A 14,527-nucleotide genomic window follows, 5' to 3' on the forward strand; every position below is an offset into this window, starting at 1 on the left:
TTTTTAGAGGTGTATATATGCGTTTTGTATATTTTTTTGGTAACGGTTTTGCAGAAGGCAATGGTTCAATGAAAGACATTCTTGGCGGCAAAGGTGCAGGCCTAGCAGAAATGGCTCTTGCAAAAATTCCCGTACCACATGGTTTTACAATTAGTGCGGAGGTTTGTGATTATTATTACAAAAACAACAAAACTTACCCGCCTTCTCTAAAAGAAGAGGTAGAGTACAACTTAAAACGCTTAGAAACAACAACTGGTAAAAAATTTGGTGACAAACAAAACCCTTTGCTTGTTTCTGTACGGTCTGGCGCAAAAATATCAATGCCTGGGATGATGGATACAATATTAAATTTAGGTCTAAACGATGAAACAGTAATTGCATTGGCTAAGTCAACCAACAACGAACGCTTTGCACTTGATTCGTATAGAAGGTTCATTCAAATGTTTGGTGATGTGGCACTTGGCATTGATAAAGAATTATTTGAAGATAAAATTAAAGAAATAAAGAAAAAAGAAAAAAGAAAATTTGACCATGAAATAAGCATTGAAGGTCTCAGGTGGCTTATTGACGAGTATAAAAAAATATACAGCGCACAAAACAAATCATTTCCTCAAGAGCCATACAGGCAGCTTTGGATAGCCATTGATGCAGTATTTAATTCGTGGATGAACAAGAGGGCAATAGACTATAGGCGCATTAATAAAATTAAAGAGAGCGATTTGCTTGGTACTGCTGTGAGTGTAGTAAGTATGGTTTTCGGCAATATGGGAGACGACAGCGGCACAGGCGTAGCTTTTACGAGGGATCCCTCCACAGGAGAAAAAAGGCGATTTGGTGAATTTTTAGTTAATGCTCAAGGAGAAGATGTTGTTGCTGGTATTAGAACCCCCTACCCGCTTGATTATTTAAAACAAATTTCGCAAGAAGCCTATGACGAATTGTTAAAGATATTCGACATATTAGAGTCGCACTATAAAGATATGCAGGATGTGGAATTTACGGTCGAGCGCAAAAAACTATACATGCTCCAAACACGCTCTGCAAAAAGAACCGCAAAAGCAGCTGTTAAAGTTGCAAAAGATATGGTAGAAGAAGGCTTAATAACAAAGCAAGAAGCTTTATCAAGAGTAAGCACAGACCAAATTGACCAGCTGCTTCATCCTTATTTTGATGAAAAAGCAAAAGCACAAGCAAAGTTAATTGCAAAAGGCCTTGGGGCATCACCTGGTGCTGCTTGCGGCAAGGTGGTTTTTAGTGCGCAAAAAGCAGAAGAGATTGGCTCTAAAGAATCGGTTATTCTTGTAAGGCACGAAACAAGCGCAGAGGATGTTGCTGGTATGGCTGCATCTTCTGGAATATTGACTGCCCAAGGCGGCAGGACATCGCATGCAGCAGTTGTGGCACGCGGTATGGGCAAAAGCGCTGTAGTGGGATGCGAAGACATTGTTATAGATTATAATAACCTCCAATTTAGCACAAATGGCACTGTTGTTAAAGAATTTGACACAATAAGCATAGATGGATCAACCGGCGAAGTTTTTTTGGGTGAAATAAAAACGCTCATACCTACTGGATTAGATAAAGATTTGGCACAAATACTGCAATGGGCAGATGAGGTAAGTAAACTTTATGTTAGGGCAAATGCAGATACACCGCAGGATGCAAAAGTAGCTCTTGAGTTTGGCGCAAAAGGCATTGGTCTTTGCAGAACAGAACATATGTTTTTTGCACCAGATAGAATAAATATCGTAAGAGAAATGATAGTAGCAAAAGACACTCAAAGCAGGCAAAAAGCACTAGATAAACTATTGCCAATGCAAAAAGAAGATTTCAAAGCCCTTTTTAAGACTATGCAAGGACTTGAAGTAACAATAAGACTCATTGACCCGCCACTACATGAATTTTTACCACAAACTGACGATGCGATACAAGAAGTTGCAAAAAGTTTAAATATTTCTGTTGATGAGCTAAAAAGTACTGTCAAAAGCCTTCATGAATTTAACCCAATGCTTGGTCACAGAGGTTGCAGGCTCACCATTACATACCCAGAAATTGCCATAATGCAAACCAAAGCAATTATTTTGGCAGCTTTAGAGTTAAAAGCAGAAGGCATTGAGTGCTTTCCAGAGATTATGATACCGCTTGTTGGTATTGATGAAGAGTTAAAATATTTAAAAAACATTATCAAGCAAACAGTCGATGATTTAATGAAGCAAAGCAATATACTATTAAAATATTTAGTGGGCACGATGATAGAAATCCCAAGAGCCTGTGCAGTTGCAGATCAAATAGCCAAAGAAGCTGACTTTTTCTCTTTTGGCACAAATGACTTAACACAAATGACATTTGGCTTTAGTCGAGACGATGCAGGCAAATTCTTATTTGATTATTTGGCAAAAGGTATATTAAAAGAGGATCCTTTTAAAACTATTGATACGCAAGGCGTTGGCGCTCTTATGAAAATCGCTGTAGAAAAAGGCAAAAATGCCAATAAAAATTTAAGGCTTGGCATATGCGGCGAGCACGGGGGCGATCCTGAATCTATTGAGTTTGTTCATTCAATAGGCCTTGATTATGTTAGCTGCTCACCGTATAGAGTGCCAGTTGCAAGGCTTGCTTGCGCGCAAGCAGCTATTAACAGAAAAGCTGAAAAAGATTAAATTAATTTGGAGAATTTTAACTTTAAAATAAGCAAGCTTAAAAACACCAGTGCAAATGGCAATAAGAGATAAAAGAGCATTGTAATGTTGAGAAAGTGCAGTATATAACCAAAAATTAGAGGCGTAAGTGTACCTATAATGTTTACAAGAGAGAAAAAGTAGCTGTTTGCTTTATTTCTCTGTTTTATATCAAAGCCTCTTGATAGGCTAATAAGTGATAAAACAAATGTAAAGCCATGAGGAAAGCCTAAGATAAACAAAGAAATTGCAAAAACTAAAGCAGAGTTTGAAATAATCATCAAAAATACGCCTACAATTGTAAGAATACCAGAAATTATCATATCGTGAAAAATTTTATTCGGTGGTTTAACAACCAGATACAGCCTACCCAAAAAAGATGCGCTAAAAAATAAGCTAAAATAAAGATTAATCGTAGAAAGATCTAGGCCAAACATATCTTTAGCGTAAATGCCTCCAAAAGCAATTAGCGCTGCAAAAGGTATATTGTAAATCAAAATGCTAAGTATCGCAGACAGAAAATATGGGTTTTTTATTACTGAAACTTTTTCATCTGAATCTTCTGATTCATTTGGAAATTGTATAAAAAAAGAAAACACAAAAGCAATAAAAGGGAAAAAAGAAAAAATCAAAAAAGACTCTCTTAAATTTACAATTTTTAGCAAAAAAGATTCTATTATTGGACCAATGATTAACGAAGTACTAAGCGTTATTGTATATATTGCAATAATACGCTCTCTTTTAGCTTTATCTTCGCACAAACCCGCTGCTGTTATTATGTTTGGCATTAAGGCACCTAAAGAAAATCCTACAATTGAAACTAAAAACCAAATATTTATTTTATTTGAAAAATAAAACATTACGAAGCTTAAAAAATATAAAAAAGCTGAAAAAATAAAAAATTTCTTTCTTGCCAAACTTTTGAGTTTAGCGTTTAAAAAAGCGCTTACCAAAAATGGAAAAACGCCAAACAAAGCGCTCAGAAACCCAATTTGTACTGTATTAAAGCCTAAATCATACTTACCAAGCAAAGGTACCATTGTAAACAACATATTGTTGCTTGCCCTTAGTGCAAAGGTCATCGATAAAATAATCAAAACAATAAATATAAGATTAAAACTTTTTTTCATATATAGTATTTTACTTAAAAATAAAATTTTTACAAATACACAATATGCAATTAATAAAAATAAAAAGCGGTAAATAATTCTTGTAAATTGGTGGACAGTAGGGGATTTGAACCCCCGACCTCATGCGTGCGAAGCATGCGCTCTCCCAACTGAGCTAACCGCCCACAGTAATTTAAGTATTGTGTTTATTTTGTTCAATTTGTCAAGGCTTGATCTTGTGGTTTGACAAAAAACAATAAAAACGCACCCCCAAGTGCAATAACGGTATTTATACCAAAAGCAATATTAAAACCAAAATTGTCTATCAAAAAGCCTATTAAAATTGGAGCAATTGAAGCGCCTACCATAACCATAGTATAGCTTATTGCAATATTTGTGTTCATTGATTTTCCACCTACTTCGGCTGCCAAAGCATGCCTTACGGGTATGGATACGCTTGTTGCAAAACCTAGCAAGAAAAGTAACACTAAGTTTGGAAACAACAAAAATAACACTAAAAATAAAGCCATTGATGTATAACTTACAAATATTACTTCTTTTCTGCCAAATTTATCAGAAAATTTACCACCAATAGGCTGCGCAATAATGCCTGCAAGCAGCATAACACTAGCCATTAAGTTAGCATCGAGTATACTCTGGCCTTTACTGTAAAAATAAGCAGGTAAAAATGCAGAAATACCCCTTGAAAAAAAAGGCGATACCATTGCAACAAAACCTACCAAGATAAGCTCTTTTGAAAAAGCGTGCTTTAGCGTAATAGAAAGCGGCTTTTCTTCTTGCTTGCAAAGCATTAGTATTGCTACCATCAAAAAACCTGGTATAGCAACAATAAGAAAAGCTTTTAAACCAAACCTCGACAATAAGTAACCCATACTAACTGGCGCTAAAAAGAAACCAATAGCACCGCCTATGCCATTTATGCCCAATGCCATACCTTTTTGGTTTTTAAACACATTGGCAAGCAGCCCCATACCTTGCGGATGGTAAATGCTAAGTCCTATACCAATGATCAAAGCTGACAAAACCATAAACAAAAAAGAATCAGAAAAGTAAAAAAGAATGAAAGACAAGCTCAGTATCAAAAACCCTAATTTTAGAGCTAACACTCTTTTTGCCTTTTTTTCTGCCATATAAGCAATGTATGTTTGCAAAATTGCACTGACAATATAAGGTGTGCTAACAAGCACACCGCTTTGGACATAACTAAGATGGTAAACAGCTTTTAATAAGGGTATAGCTGGTGGTATTAAAAGCGAGTACCAATCATTAACTAAATGTGATAGGCTAACAAGCAATAAAGTACGAGCTGGTTTTGGCATTTATTTATTTGTTTACCCTCTCAACGTACTCTCCTGTGCGTGTATCAATTCTTAGTATATCGCCTTCTTTTATAAAGAAAGGAACCTGAATGGTTGTATTTGTTTCAAGTACAGCTGGTTTTGTGCCTGTTGCTGCGGTATCACCTTTAAAACCAGGCTCTGTCTCTATAACTTTTAACTCAACAAAGTTTGGTAAAGATATGCCAATAGGCAAGTTTTTATAAAGCAAAACAAAGACATCTTTATTTTCCTGCAAAAATTTAGCTTCTTGTTCAATCACGTCTTTTGGTATTACATATTCTTCATAGTTTGAATTATCCATAAAATGATAGCCATGTTCGTCTTGGTAGAGAAATTGCATAGGCTTTTCTTCTACATCAGCTTTTGGAATTTTAACACCCGATTTGAAAGTCTTTTCAACAACATTTAAAGTCTTTAAATTTTTTAATTTTACTCTAACAAATGCCTGACCCTTGCCTGGTTTAATGTGCTCATAACTTACAATCTCATATGGCTCATCATCCATCTCAACTTTAGAGCCTTTTTTAAATTCATTTGTACTAAGCATCAACTCCTCCAACTAAATAATTTCCATAAATGGTGCATAACCTAATATTTCAACATCGTTTTCTTTAACTAAAATTGTTTGTTCAATTCTAACACCATATTTGCCAGGTATGTATATGCCTGGCTCAATTGTAAAAACCATATTTGGCACAATAAGCGTATCATTTGATAAGTCAATATTGGGTAACTCATGAATATCAAGCCCCACACCGTGTCCTGTTGAGTGAATAAAGTATTTGTCAAGACCGTATTTGGCAAGCTCATCGCGCGCCCTTTTGTCAATATCTTTGGCTTTTGTCCTATTTGGAGCAATAAACTCCCTTGCAAAAGTTTGGGCATAAAAAAGCGCATTGTAAAAATCTCTTTCTTCATCTGTGCGCTTGCCCACCAAAAAGGTATATGTACAATCACTGTTGTACCCATCAACGCAGGCACCAAAATCTATCATTAAAAAATCCCCATCTTCTATTTTTTTATCCGTTGGCTTATGATGCGGGAATGAAGTATTTACTCCACTTGCAACAATTGTTTCAAAAGCGCTTTTTTGAGCTCCATGCTTAACCATCTGATAATCTAGCTCACCTTGAAGCTCTTTTTCGCTAATACCTATTTTAATCATTGAATAAACTTTTGTAAAGGCATTGCGCGCAATTAAAGCAGCTCTTTTTATTGAGTTTATCTCACTTTGCTCTTTTATTATTCTAATTTGCTTAGAAAAGTCTGTTGCATCTTTTATCTCAAAATTTTTCCTTAATGTTTCGAGATTAAAAGCGCTTGTGCTTTTTAAATCCAGGGCAATTGAGTGAATTTTATTTTCAATTAAATACTCTTGCAGGCTTTTTACACCATGCAAAGCCTGTATTACTTCTGCATGAGGTTTTTGGTTTATTATGCTATCATAAGAAAGCTTATTTGCAAATATAAAAGTTTTTTGCTCGATAATCAACAAAATACCCTCGCTGTCTGCTTGCGTAAAATAAAGCATATCGGAATTATCAAACGATACGAAACAATCAGCACCAATCTCGTTTACTCGTTTAAAAATCTTTTCTATTCTTGTCATATAGTCTCCTTTGACGTAGTATTTCTTGTTTTTTTTGCTTCATAGAGCACTCTATCCGCTCGCTCAATAAACATTTCTATGGTATCTTTGAGTCTAAACTGTACAACCCCTAAGCTAACTGTGATATGAAACTCCTTGTCTTTGTATTTGAATTTTAGCTTTTCTGTTTCTGTCCTGATTTTTTCAGCAAACTGGCAGGCTTGTTCTAAATTAGCTTCTGGTACAATTATTAAAAATTCATCACCACCATATCGTGTCATAATATCAGAACCTCTAGATAAAGATTTAGCAGTACGCGCAAAAACTTCCAAAACTTTGTCGCCTGCTTGATGACCATAAGTATTGTTAATTTCACTAAATGTGTCCAAATCACACATTATGATAGATAAATTTTTATCATACCGTCTGGCTTTTTCTATCTCATACTCAAGAAAATGCCACAGACCCCTTCTGTTATAAACTTTTGTAAGCGAGTCAATAATTAAGCTTTCTTGTGCCTCTTTTAATTTGTTCTGTAATTCCTCTATTGTTTGTTTTGACTTTTGGATTGTTTCGCTTAGTGTTTTAATTTTGTTATTCATAGAAATTGTACTTTCTTTAATTTTTATCGCTATACCTATGAACTTTTTACTCATTTCATCTACATCTATACTTTCTACATTAACAAGGCTGTCAATTTGGTCAATATGCGTTTGAAAAATATCGCCGTAATTATTTATATCTTTTGTAAATGTATTCATAACATACGTTAGGGCTTTTACCGCTTGTTTTAACTTTTCTTGGAGTTGATTAAAGTACTCGTCTTCAAGCTTTTCTTTTTTTTCTATGAGTTTTTTTATGCTTTCTCTAACCGAATATGTATTTAAAAGTGAGCTGTTAAAATATATTTCTTTCTTAAGTGCCAAAAGCTCTTTTTTATACTCTGAAGCCTTTTCATGTTCTATAGCTACATCCAGCATAGAAAATATTATCTCAGATAATTCTTTATACACAATCTCTTTTGTGTCTTTTGTGGAAAATAAGAGATTTTTTATGATAGTATTGATGTTTTCAAGCACAGAGTATGTAATTTCTGATTTTAACAGCTCTTTGATATGTTGAAAACTCTCTTGCCAGTACTTTGATGGATCATAATCTTTTGCAATTTGAGATAGAGAATTAATAACAGCCTTTATTAGATAGTCGTTTTGTTTTTTCTTGTTATCTAGGTAGTCGCCGTATTTTATAGAAAAATTTACAATATTTTCGCGCACTTTATTCATGCTATCTTCATCTTTTATGCTTTTTATCAGATTTATGTATTTCTCAATAGCGTCGTTTATGCTAGCATCATCTGTTTTCAACAACTTAAAGACACTTATTGTTATATTTTTAAGACTATCTATATATGATAGATTACGTTCTTTTTTGAAAAACACTGATACAACCCTCGTTGACACTTCCTTCAAATAATGCTATCATTATATTACTTTTTTTAGGTGAATTTGCAAGGAAAATGAGAATAGAATACATTGAGCGCATAATACCGCCCGTATACTTAAACTTCATAATACTATTTATTAGGATCATATCTACCGTTGCCGCTGTGTTTTGGTGTATGTATAATGCGCAAAGCAATGATTTAGTTTATTATATTTTTTTGGGCTTGATTTATATCTACATCCTGTTCTATATAATAAGAATAACAATTGATAGCAAATACTGCCACCTATTTTGTTTTTTTACTTTTTTTGTAGACCAGTTTGTTATTACATACTTTATGTACAATACGGGAGGTATCTACAGCGTGTTTTACAGCGGATACTTCGTTATTATCTCTATAGCCTCAATACTCCTTGGCCTTTCTTATGGGCTTTTCCTTGCTCTTGCTGCCAGTGTATTTATATTGTATCTTGGCATAAGTGTGTCTTTTAATACCCTAGATTTGGTTTACAAAATTATACCACTTTTTATCATAGCTTTGCCTTCTGGTGTTATTAGTGAGTATATGGCGTATTACTCAATTATCAGGGAAAATTTAAAAAACGAGCTCGAAGAAAAAAATCTACAACTTACAAAATACATTAAAGAAATAGACTCACTCCAAAAACAATTAATAGAGCAGGAAAAAAGAAAAATATTAGAAACCTTCACAGAAGATATGTCGCATGTGTTAAAAAATCCATTAATGTCCATTGGTGGTATAGCAGATATCCTTGATAGAAAAATCAAAGAGGGCAAAATTGAAGATATTGACAAATATATTGAAAGAATTAAAAACGAAAGTAAAAAGCTCAATGTTGTGCTAAACAATGTTTTACAAATATCAGACGGAAAAATGGTATTTGAAGATCTTAACATCATTGCCTTGTTTGATGGAATAATTGCAGATTTTAAAAAAAGAATAAAAAATTTAAATTTTAACGTTAACATGGATGGACATGTAAAATTTGTCAAACTAGATAAAAAGAAATTTACAGTAGTAATTAACAATGTTATAGATAGTTTACTTGAGACAAAAAAAGACTCTACAACTATCTATATTCAATCATACCAAAAAACAATCTCTAACAAAAAAATATTGATCATAGAAATCTCAAATAGACAGTATGTGATCCCGCAGGCTATTCTAAACAACATATTCGAGCCATTTGTTTCTGGTGGTTCTACTAAAAAAGGTATAGCTTTGCCTGTTGTAAAAAATATAATAAATCTGCATGGTGGAACTGTTGATGTTGAAAGCGATGAAAATGGCACTATATTTAAAATAAGTTTACCAATTTTATAAGGAGTCAAATATGAAAGAAGCGTATTTATATAAGCAATTAAATAATAAAAAAGTAAGATGCGATTTATGTTCTCACAGGTGCGTAATTGAAGAAAATCAGGTAGGAATTTGCAAAGTAAGAAAAAATATCAACGGCAAACTCTACAGTTTGGTTTATGAAAAAGTCATAGCCCAAGCTGTTGACCCAATTGAAAAAAAACCTCTATACCACTTTTTGCCTGGATCTAAAAGCTACTCTATAGCCACAGTTGGGTGTAATTTTACATGTTTAAACTGCCAAAATTACGAGATCAGTCAATATATGTATTATCATGATGAGCCAGCTGGAAAATATTATTCTGTAAATAATGTGGTATCTGATGCTATATTTTTAGATTGTAGCTCTATTTCCTATACCTACACAGAACCTACCGTATTTTTTGAATATGCTATAGATTGCGCATACAATGCTAAATTAAAAGGCTTGAAAAATGTTTTTGTTACTAATGGATTTTTCACCAAACAAGCCTTAGACAAAATGACAGGTTTAATCGATGCAGTTAATATCGATCTAAAATCTATGAGTGAATCTTTTTATAAAAACATAGCTGGCGGGAGATTAAAACCTGTGCTAAATTCTATTGAATACTCAAAAGGAAAAGGCATCTGGGTTGAGATAACTACACTTGTTATGCCTACACTAAACGATACTGATGATGAAATTGAAAAAATAGCTAGATTTATCAAATCCATAGATGTAAATATACCATGGCATATCAGCGCATTTTACCCCACATATAAATTAACCAACATAGGTCCAACAAGCATTAAAACCATTCAAAAAGCCTATGAAATTGGGAAATCTGTCGGTTTAAGGTATGTTTATGGTGGTAATATAACGAAGAACAATCTTGAAAATACGTATTGCTACAATTGTGGAGAATTGTTGATTGAACGTAACGGTTTTGCTATAATAAAAAATACTACTTTAGGCAACAGGTGCCCAAAGTGTAATGCAGAAATTGCTGGAGTGTTATGAACTTAAAAAAAATTATCGATAAAAAAGATATAGAACGTCGCATAATCGAGCTTTCTAAACAGATCAATAAGGCATTTCAAAATAAACATGTAGTTGTATTTTATATAGAGAAAGGTGCAAAACCATTTTTTGATAAACTATCAAAGTATTTTGAGTTTGACTATAAATACGAATCAATTGGTGTGAAAAGTTATGAGTATGACAAAAGCGCACAGTTAAAATGGCTTAAAAAACCAACATTGGATGTCAGCGCTAATGTGTGTTTATTAATTGACGATATACTAGATACGGGTCAAACAATATCTAAAGTCAAGGATTACATTTTAGGAATGGGGGCAAAAACTGTTTATATATGCGTAGCAATAGATAAAAAAGAAAGTAGAATAATGAATATTGAGCCTGATTTTAAATTATTTGATGTGAAAAAAGGTTTTTTAGTTGGCTTCGGTATGGACTATAATGAAAAATACAGAGATTTGGAAGATATTTATGAAATTGCACTTTAAAAACAGAGAGCAAGTTGGTATAGAATTAGCAGAAAAATTAAAAGATATGGTAAAAGGAGAGCCTGCAGTTGTACTTGGCCTGCCGCGTGGGGGTGTGCCTATTGCTTCAATTATAGCAAAAACACTCAATCTAGAATTTAATATCTACGTTTCAAAAAAAATACCACATCCTCAAGACGAAGAATTTGCTATTGGGGCTATTGGTGAATTTGGCGAGGTATCGGTTAATCCTTTTTTTCCAAATGTAATTACAAAAAGCTCCATTGAAAACATTAAGAATAAAATTAATTCTTATATAAATAAATACCGAAAAAAACCTCTACCTAGTCTTGAATCAAAAATAGTTATTTTAGCTGATGATGGCATAGCTACCGGTCTTTCAATGATGGCAGCGATAAAAGATATACAACAATTTCATCCAAAAAAAATTCTAGCGGCAACAGGTGTAGCAGCACAGGATACTTTTGAAAAACTAAATAAAATGACAACAGTTGTTGCTTTAATTATTTCCAATGATCCCTTTTTTAGCGTTGGTATGTATTATGAAGATTTTCACCAATTAACCGATCAAGAGGTCGAAAGAATCCTGTCTGATGAACAATAAAGCTATAATTTTATACTCTGGCGGTTTAGATAGTTTGCTTGCTTTGCATATAGCACTAAGACTTGGCCTCGAAGTGTCAGCACTTTTTATAGAAACACCATTTTATAAAAAAGATGCAAAAACATTACAGGATGATCTAGAAAAACTTCACGTAAAACTATATATAGCAGAAATCAGCGATACATATCTGGGTATTTTAAAAAACCCCACTTATGGTTTTGGCAAAAACTTAAACCCATGTCTTGATTGTAGAATCATGATGTTTGACGAAGCTAAAAAGCTTATGGAAAAAATCGGCGCTTATTTTATCATAACAGGAGAAGTATTGAGTCAACGCCCATTTAGTCAAAGAAATAAAGCAAATATCCTTCTTATTGAAAAAAAGTCTCAACTTGAAAACCTTGTATTAAGACCGCTGTCTGCTAAACTGCTTCCTCCAACACTACCAGAGCTAAAAGGAATTGTTGATCGTAATAAGTTGTATGCCATATCGGGCAGATCTAGAAAGCCGCAACTTGCCCTAGCTAAACTTTTTAATATTGAACACTTTGAAACACCATCCGGCGGTTGTTTACTAACTGAACCGTACTTTGCAAATAGACTTAAAAATTTCTTAGATCTAGATTTACTAGAACATTATAAACTAGCCCATGTCGGAAGACACTTTAAAATTAATGATAATTTGCTTATTGTTGCCCGTCAACAAAACGAATTTGATATAATTGCCAATTATAAAAACATGTTTGATTTTTTTGAAACAAAGGATTCTCCTGGAACATGCGCTATATTCCTAAAAAAATCTACGCAAAATGAAAAAATACTTGCATCAAAAATTGTTTTAAGATATTCTAAAAAAGCAAAAAGCGTTTTATGTTTTTCAAATGGCAATTACCAGTTATTTGAAGATCTTGAGCCAATAGAAGAAAATAAATTAATGGAGTTAAGGGTAGAGGCATAGATGATAGACAAGTTAGAAGCTTTAGAAAAAAAATACAATGAAATCCAAGAGCAAATGAGTTCTCAAGAGGTATTAAACAACTATGAAAAACTAAAAAACCTAAATGAAGATCTAAAAAAAATTACACCGGCCGTTGAAAAATATAAGTTATACAAAAGCATTCAAAATCAGATAAACCAAAATGAAGAGCTCTTAAAAGACAGCGAACTCAAAGAATTAGCTAAGGAAGAAATAAAAGAGCTGGAAATAAAAAGCTCACAATTAATGGATGAACTTAAATTCATGTTATTGCCCAAAGATCCCTTAGATGAAAAAGATATAATATTAGAGATTAGAGCGGGCACTGGTGGTGAAGAGGCGGCACTTTTTGCACAGGATTTATTTAGAATGTATACCCGATATGCAGAAAATAAAAATTTCAAAGTAGAAATTTTAGAAAAAAGTTTATCAGACACTGGTGGTATAAAAGAAATAATAGCAAATGTTAGGGGAAAAGGGGTATACTCTAAATTTAAATTTGAAAGTGGCACACATAGGGTTCAAAGAGTACCTATTACTGAATCTCAGGGCAGAATTCATACATCAGCAGCGACGGTTGCAGTGCTGCCAGAAGCTGATGATGTTGAGGTAAATGTGAACCCAGATGATTTGAGAATTGATGTATACAGATCCTCTGGATCTGGTGGCCAACATGTAAATACTACTGATTCTGCTGTAAGGATAACTCATATACCAACTGGTCTTGTAGCTACTTGCCAAGACGAAAAATCCCAATACAAAAACAAAGAAAAAGCAATGAAAATTCTATATGCAAGGCTTTCTGATTTTTACAGAAGCCAGCAAGAATCGCAAATTGCACAAGCTAGAAAGGCTCAAGTTGGCAGTGGGGATAGGTCAGAGCGCATTAGAACATACAATTTTCCTCAAGGGCGCGTAACAGACCACAGGATAAATTTAACTTTATACAAGCTTAATCAGATACTTGAAGGCGAACTTGATGAACTTATTGAGGCATTATTAATTGCAGATCAAACTAAAAAATTAAGTCAAACAGAGAATTAATTGAGCAAAAACAACCTTTTTAACATTTTAACCAGTTTTTCTTTAATCACTTTTGGAGTATTGGTAGAAAGCTTTGGTATAAAAAGTTTCTTGCTACCAAATGAATTTATAGACGGCGGCATAACTGGTATTTCGATGTTAATTCATTTTGTAACACATATTGATTTGGGCTTGCTAATAATTATTCTTAACATCCCATTTTTGATATTCGGTTATTTTAGTATTTCAAGATTATTTATGATAAAAAGTATTTTTGCCATTTTATTATTGGGTTTTTTTGTATTTTTTATCAATTTCCCAATCATAACGCATGATAAATTACTAAGTGCTGTATTTGGCGGATTTTTTTTGGGTGCGGGGGTTGGCTTAGTTGTAAAAAATGGGGGTATATCTGATGGCACCGAATTAATGGCTGTAGTTTTAGGCAAAAAATTATCTGTAACAGTTGGTAATGTAATACTGTTTTTAAATATACTGATATTTATTAGCGCTTCATTTTTTTTAGGAATCGATAAAGCACTATACTCCATTTTGGCTTACTTCAGCGCTTACAAGACAATGGACTTTATTATATACGGCATAGAAGAATACAATAATGTGATTATAATATCAGACAAAAACCAAGAAATCAAAAATATGATTATTCACGAATTCAAAAAAGGCGTTACGGTTTATAAAACATACGGAGGCTTCACTGGTTTAGAACAAGAATCCTTATCATGCGTCGTTACGCGACTAGAAATGATAAAATTAAAAAAGTTAATTTTTGATATAGATGAGGGTGCTTTTGTTATAGTGCACCCGATCTCTCAGGCAACTGGCGGAATTATTACAAAGCATATTAAAGCCTGAGTT

At 33.4% G+C, this 14,527-nt stretch carries 13 protein-coding genes and 1 tRNA gene; 8 read left to right on the forward strand and 6 right to left on the reverse strand.

Translation table 11 applies throughout. The features are described from left to right. The first annotated feature begins 17 nt into the window (after positions 1–17). Positions 18–2,660, forward strand: coding sequence for a pyruvate, phosphate dikinase (gene ppdK, locus DESAMIL20_RS05965; protein WP_086033900.1), 2,643 nt, complete (start codon positions 18–20; stop codon positions 2,658–2,660). Here the strand turns inward: ppdK and DESAMIL20_RS05970 are convergent. From DESAMIL20_RS05970 to DESAMIL20_RS05995, 6 genes are all read right to left on the reverse strand, one after another. Then, positions 2,657–3,808: an MFS transporter gene (locus DESAMIL20_RS05970; RefSeq protein ID WP_086033901.1), complete on the reverse strand. Its 1,152-nt coding sequence runs from the start codon at positions 3,806–3,808 to the stop codon at positions 2,657–2,659. The genes ppdK and DESAMIL20_RS05970 overlap by 4 nt on opposite strands. A gap of 88 nt (positions 3,809–3,896) precedes the next feature. Next, positions 3,897–3,972 (reverse strand) — tRNA-Ala (locus DESAMIL20_RS05975). A gap of 30 nt (positions 3,973–4,002) precedes the next feature. Continuing rightward, positions 4,003–5,127, reverse strand: coding sequence for an MFS transporter (locus DESAMIL20_RS05980; protein WP_086033902.1), 1,125 nt, complete (start codon positions 5,125–5,127; stop codon positions 4,003–4,005). Between the two features lie 4 nt (positions 5,128–5,131). Then, positions 5,132–5,695, reverse strand: a complete 564-nt coding sequence (gene efp, locus DESAMIL20_RS05985) for an elongation factor P (RefSeq protein ID WP_086033903.1) — start codon at positions 5,693–5,695, stop codon at positions 5,132–5,134. Positions 5,696–5,707: 12 nt separating this feature from the next. Next, positions 5,708–6,757, reverse strand: a complete 1,050-nt coding sequence (locus DESAMIL20_RS05990) for a M24 family metallopeptidase (RefSeq protein WP_086033904.1) — start codon at positions 6,755–6,757, stop codon at positions 5,708–5,710. Continuing rightward, complete coding sequence (locus DESAMIL20_RS05995; protein WP_143340255.1) at positions 6,754–8,196, reverse strand: GGDEF domain-containing protein; 1,443 nt, start codon at positions 8,194–8,196, stop codon at positions 6,754–6,756. The genes DESAMIL20_RS05990 and DESAMIL20_RS05995 overlap by 4 nt, the downstream gene beginning before the upstream one ends. A 56-nt stretch (positions 8,197–8,252) precedes the next feature. On the opposite strand from DESAMIL20_RS05995, the gene DESAMIL20_RS06000 reads away from it, so the two are divergent. Genes DESAMIL20_RS06000 through DESAMIL20_RS06030 form a run of 7 tightly spaced genes read left to right on the forward strand, consistent with a single transcriptional unit; the run spans position 8,253 to position 14,524 of the window. Then, positions 8,253–9,524, forward strand: coding sequence for a sensor histidine kinase (locus DESAMIL20_RS06000; RefSeq protein ID WP_086033906.1), 1,272 nt, complete (start codon positions 8,253–8,255; stop codon positions 9,522–9,524). 10 nt (positions 9,525–9,534) lie between these two features. Then, the gene (gene amrS, locus DESAMIL20_RS06005; protein ID WP_086033907.1) at positions 9,535–10,542 is read left to right on the forward strand and encodes an AmmeMemoRadiSam system radical SAM enzyme; all 1,008 of its coding nucleotides are present in this window, start codon (positions 9,535–9,537) and stop codon (positions 10,540–10,542) included. Further along, positions 10,539–11,048 (forward strand): phosphoribosyltransferase, encoded by a 510-nt coding sequence (locus DESAMIL20_RS06010; RefSeq protein WP_086033908.1) that lies wholly within the window; start codon positions 10,539–10,541, stop codon positions 11,046–11,048. The genes amrS and DESAMIL20_RS06010 overlap by 4 nt, the downstream gene beginning before the upstream one ends. After that, positions 11,032–11,652 carry a phosphoribosyltransferase gene (locus DESAMIL20_RS06015; protein WP_158090542.1) on the forward strand — a complete coding sequence of 207 codons (621 nt, stop codon included), beginning with the start codon at positions 11,032–11,034 and terminating at the stop codon, positions 11,650–11,652. Before DESAMIL20_RS06010 ends, DESAMIL20_RS06015 begins: the two co-directional genes overlap by 17 nt. Further along, on the forward strand, positions 11,642–12,610 hold the full coding sequence (locus DESAMIL20_RS06020) for a hypothetical protein (RefSeq protein ID WP_086033910.1): 969 nt from the start codon (positions 11,642–11,644) through the stop codon (positions 12,608–12,610). The genes DESAMIL20_RS06015 and DESAMIL20_RS06020 overlap by 11 nt, the downstream gene beginning before the upstream one ends. Next, positions 12,611–13,672, forward strand: a complete 1,062-nt coding sequence (gene prfA, locus DESAMIL20_RS06025; protein ID WP_086033911.1) for a peptide chain release factor 1 — start codon at positions 12,611–12,613, stop codon at positions 13,670–13,672. It abuts the gene before it with no gap. Continuing rightward, positions 13,673–14,524 (forward strand): YitT family protein, encoded by an 852-nt coding sequence (locus tag DESAMIL20_RS06030; RefSeq protein WP_086033912.1) that lies wholly within the window; start codon positions 13,673–13,675, stop codon positions 14,522–14,524. It begins immediately after the preceding gene. Positions 14,525–14,527: the final 3 nt, after the last annotated feature.

The organism is Desulfurella amilsii (assembly GCF_002119425.1).
Taxonomy (GTDB): Bacteria; Campylobacterota_A; Desulfurellia; order Desulfurellales; family Desulfurellaceae; genus Desulfurella; species Desulfurella amilsii.

What these genes read in the sequence shown, in the direction of transcription:
- ppdK (WP_086033900.1), top strand. Translation starts at nt 18, where the DNA reads ATGCGTTTTGTATATTTTTTTGGTAACGGTTTTGCAGAAGGCAATGGT.
- DESAMIL20_RS05970 (WP_086033901.1), bottom strand. Translation starts at nt 3,808, where the DNA reads ATGAAAAAAAGTTTTAATCTTATATTTATTGTTTTGATTATTTTATCG.
- DESAMIL20_RS05980 (WP_086033902.1), bottom strand. Translation starts at nt 5,127, where the DNA reads ATGCCAAAACCAGCTCGTACTTTATTGCTTGTTAGCCTATCACATTTA.
- efp (WP_086033903.1), bottom strand. Translation starts at nt 5,695, where the DNA reads ATGCTTAGTACAAATGAATTTAAAAAAGGCTCTAAAGTTGAGATGGAT.
- DESAMIL20_RS05990 (WP_086033904.1), bottom strand. Translation starts at nt 6,757, where the DNA reads ATGACAAGAATAGAAAAGATTTTTAAACGAGTAAACGAGATTGGTGCT.
- DESAMIL20_RS06000 (WP_086033906.1), top strand. Translation starts at nt 8,253, where the DNA reads ATGAGAATAGAATACATTGAGCGCATAATACCGCCCGTATACTTAAAC.
- amrS (WP_086033907.1), top strand. Translation starts at nt 9,535, where the DNA reads ATGAAAGAAGCGTATTTATATAAGCAATTAAATAATAAAAAAGTAAGA.
- DESAMIL20_RS06010 (WP_086033908.1), top strand. Translation starts at nt 10,539, where the DNA reads ATGAACTTAAAAAAAATTATCGATAAAAAAGATATAGAACGTCGCATA.
- DESAMIL20_RS06015 (WP_158090542.1), top strand. Translation starts at nt 11,032, where the DNA reads ATGAAATTGCACTTTAAAAACAGAGAGCAAGTTGGTATAGAATTAGCA.
- DESAMIL20_RS06020 (WP_086033910.1), top strand. Translation starts at nt 11,642, where the DNA reads ATGAACAATAAAGCTATAATTTTATACTCTGGCGGTTTAGATAGTTTG.
- prfA (WP_086033911.1), top strand. Translation starts at nt 12,611, where the DNA reads ATGATAGACAAGTTAGAAGCTTTAGAAAAAAAATACAATGAAATCCAA.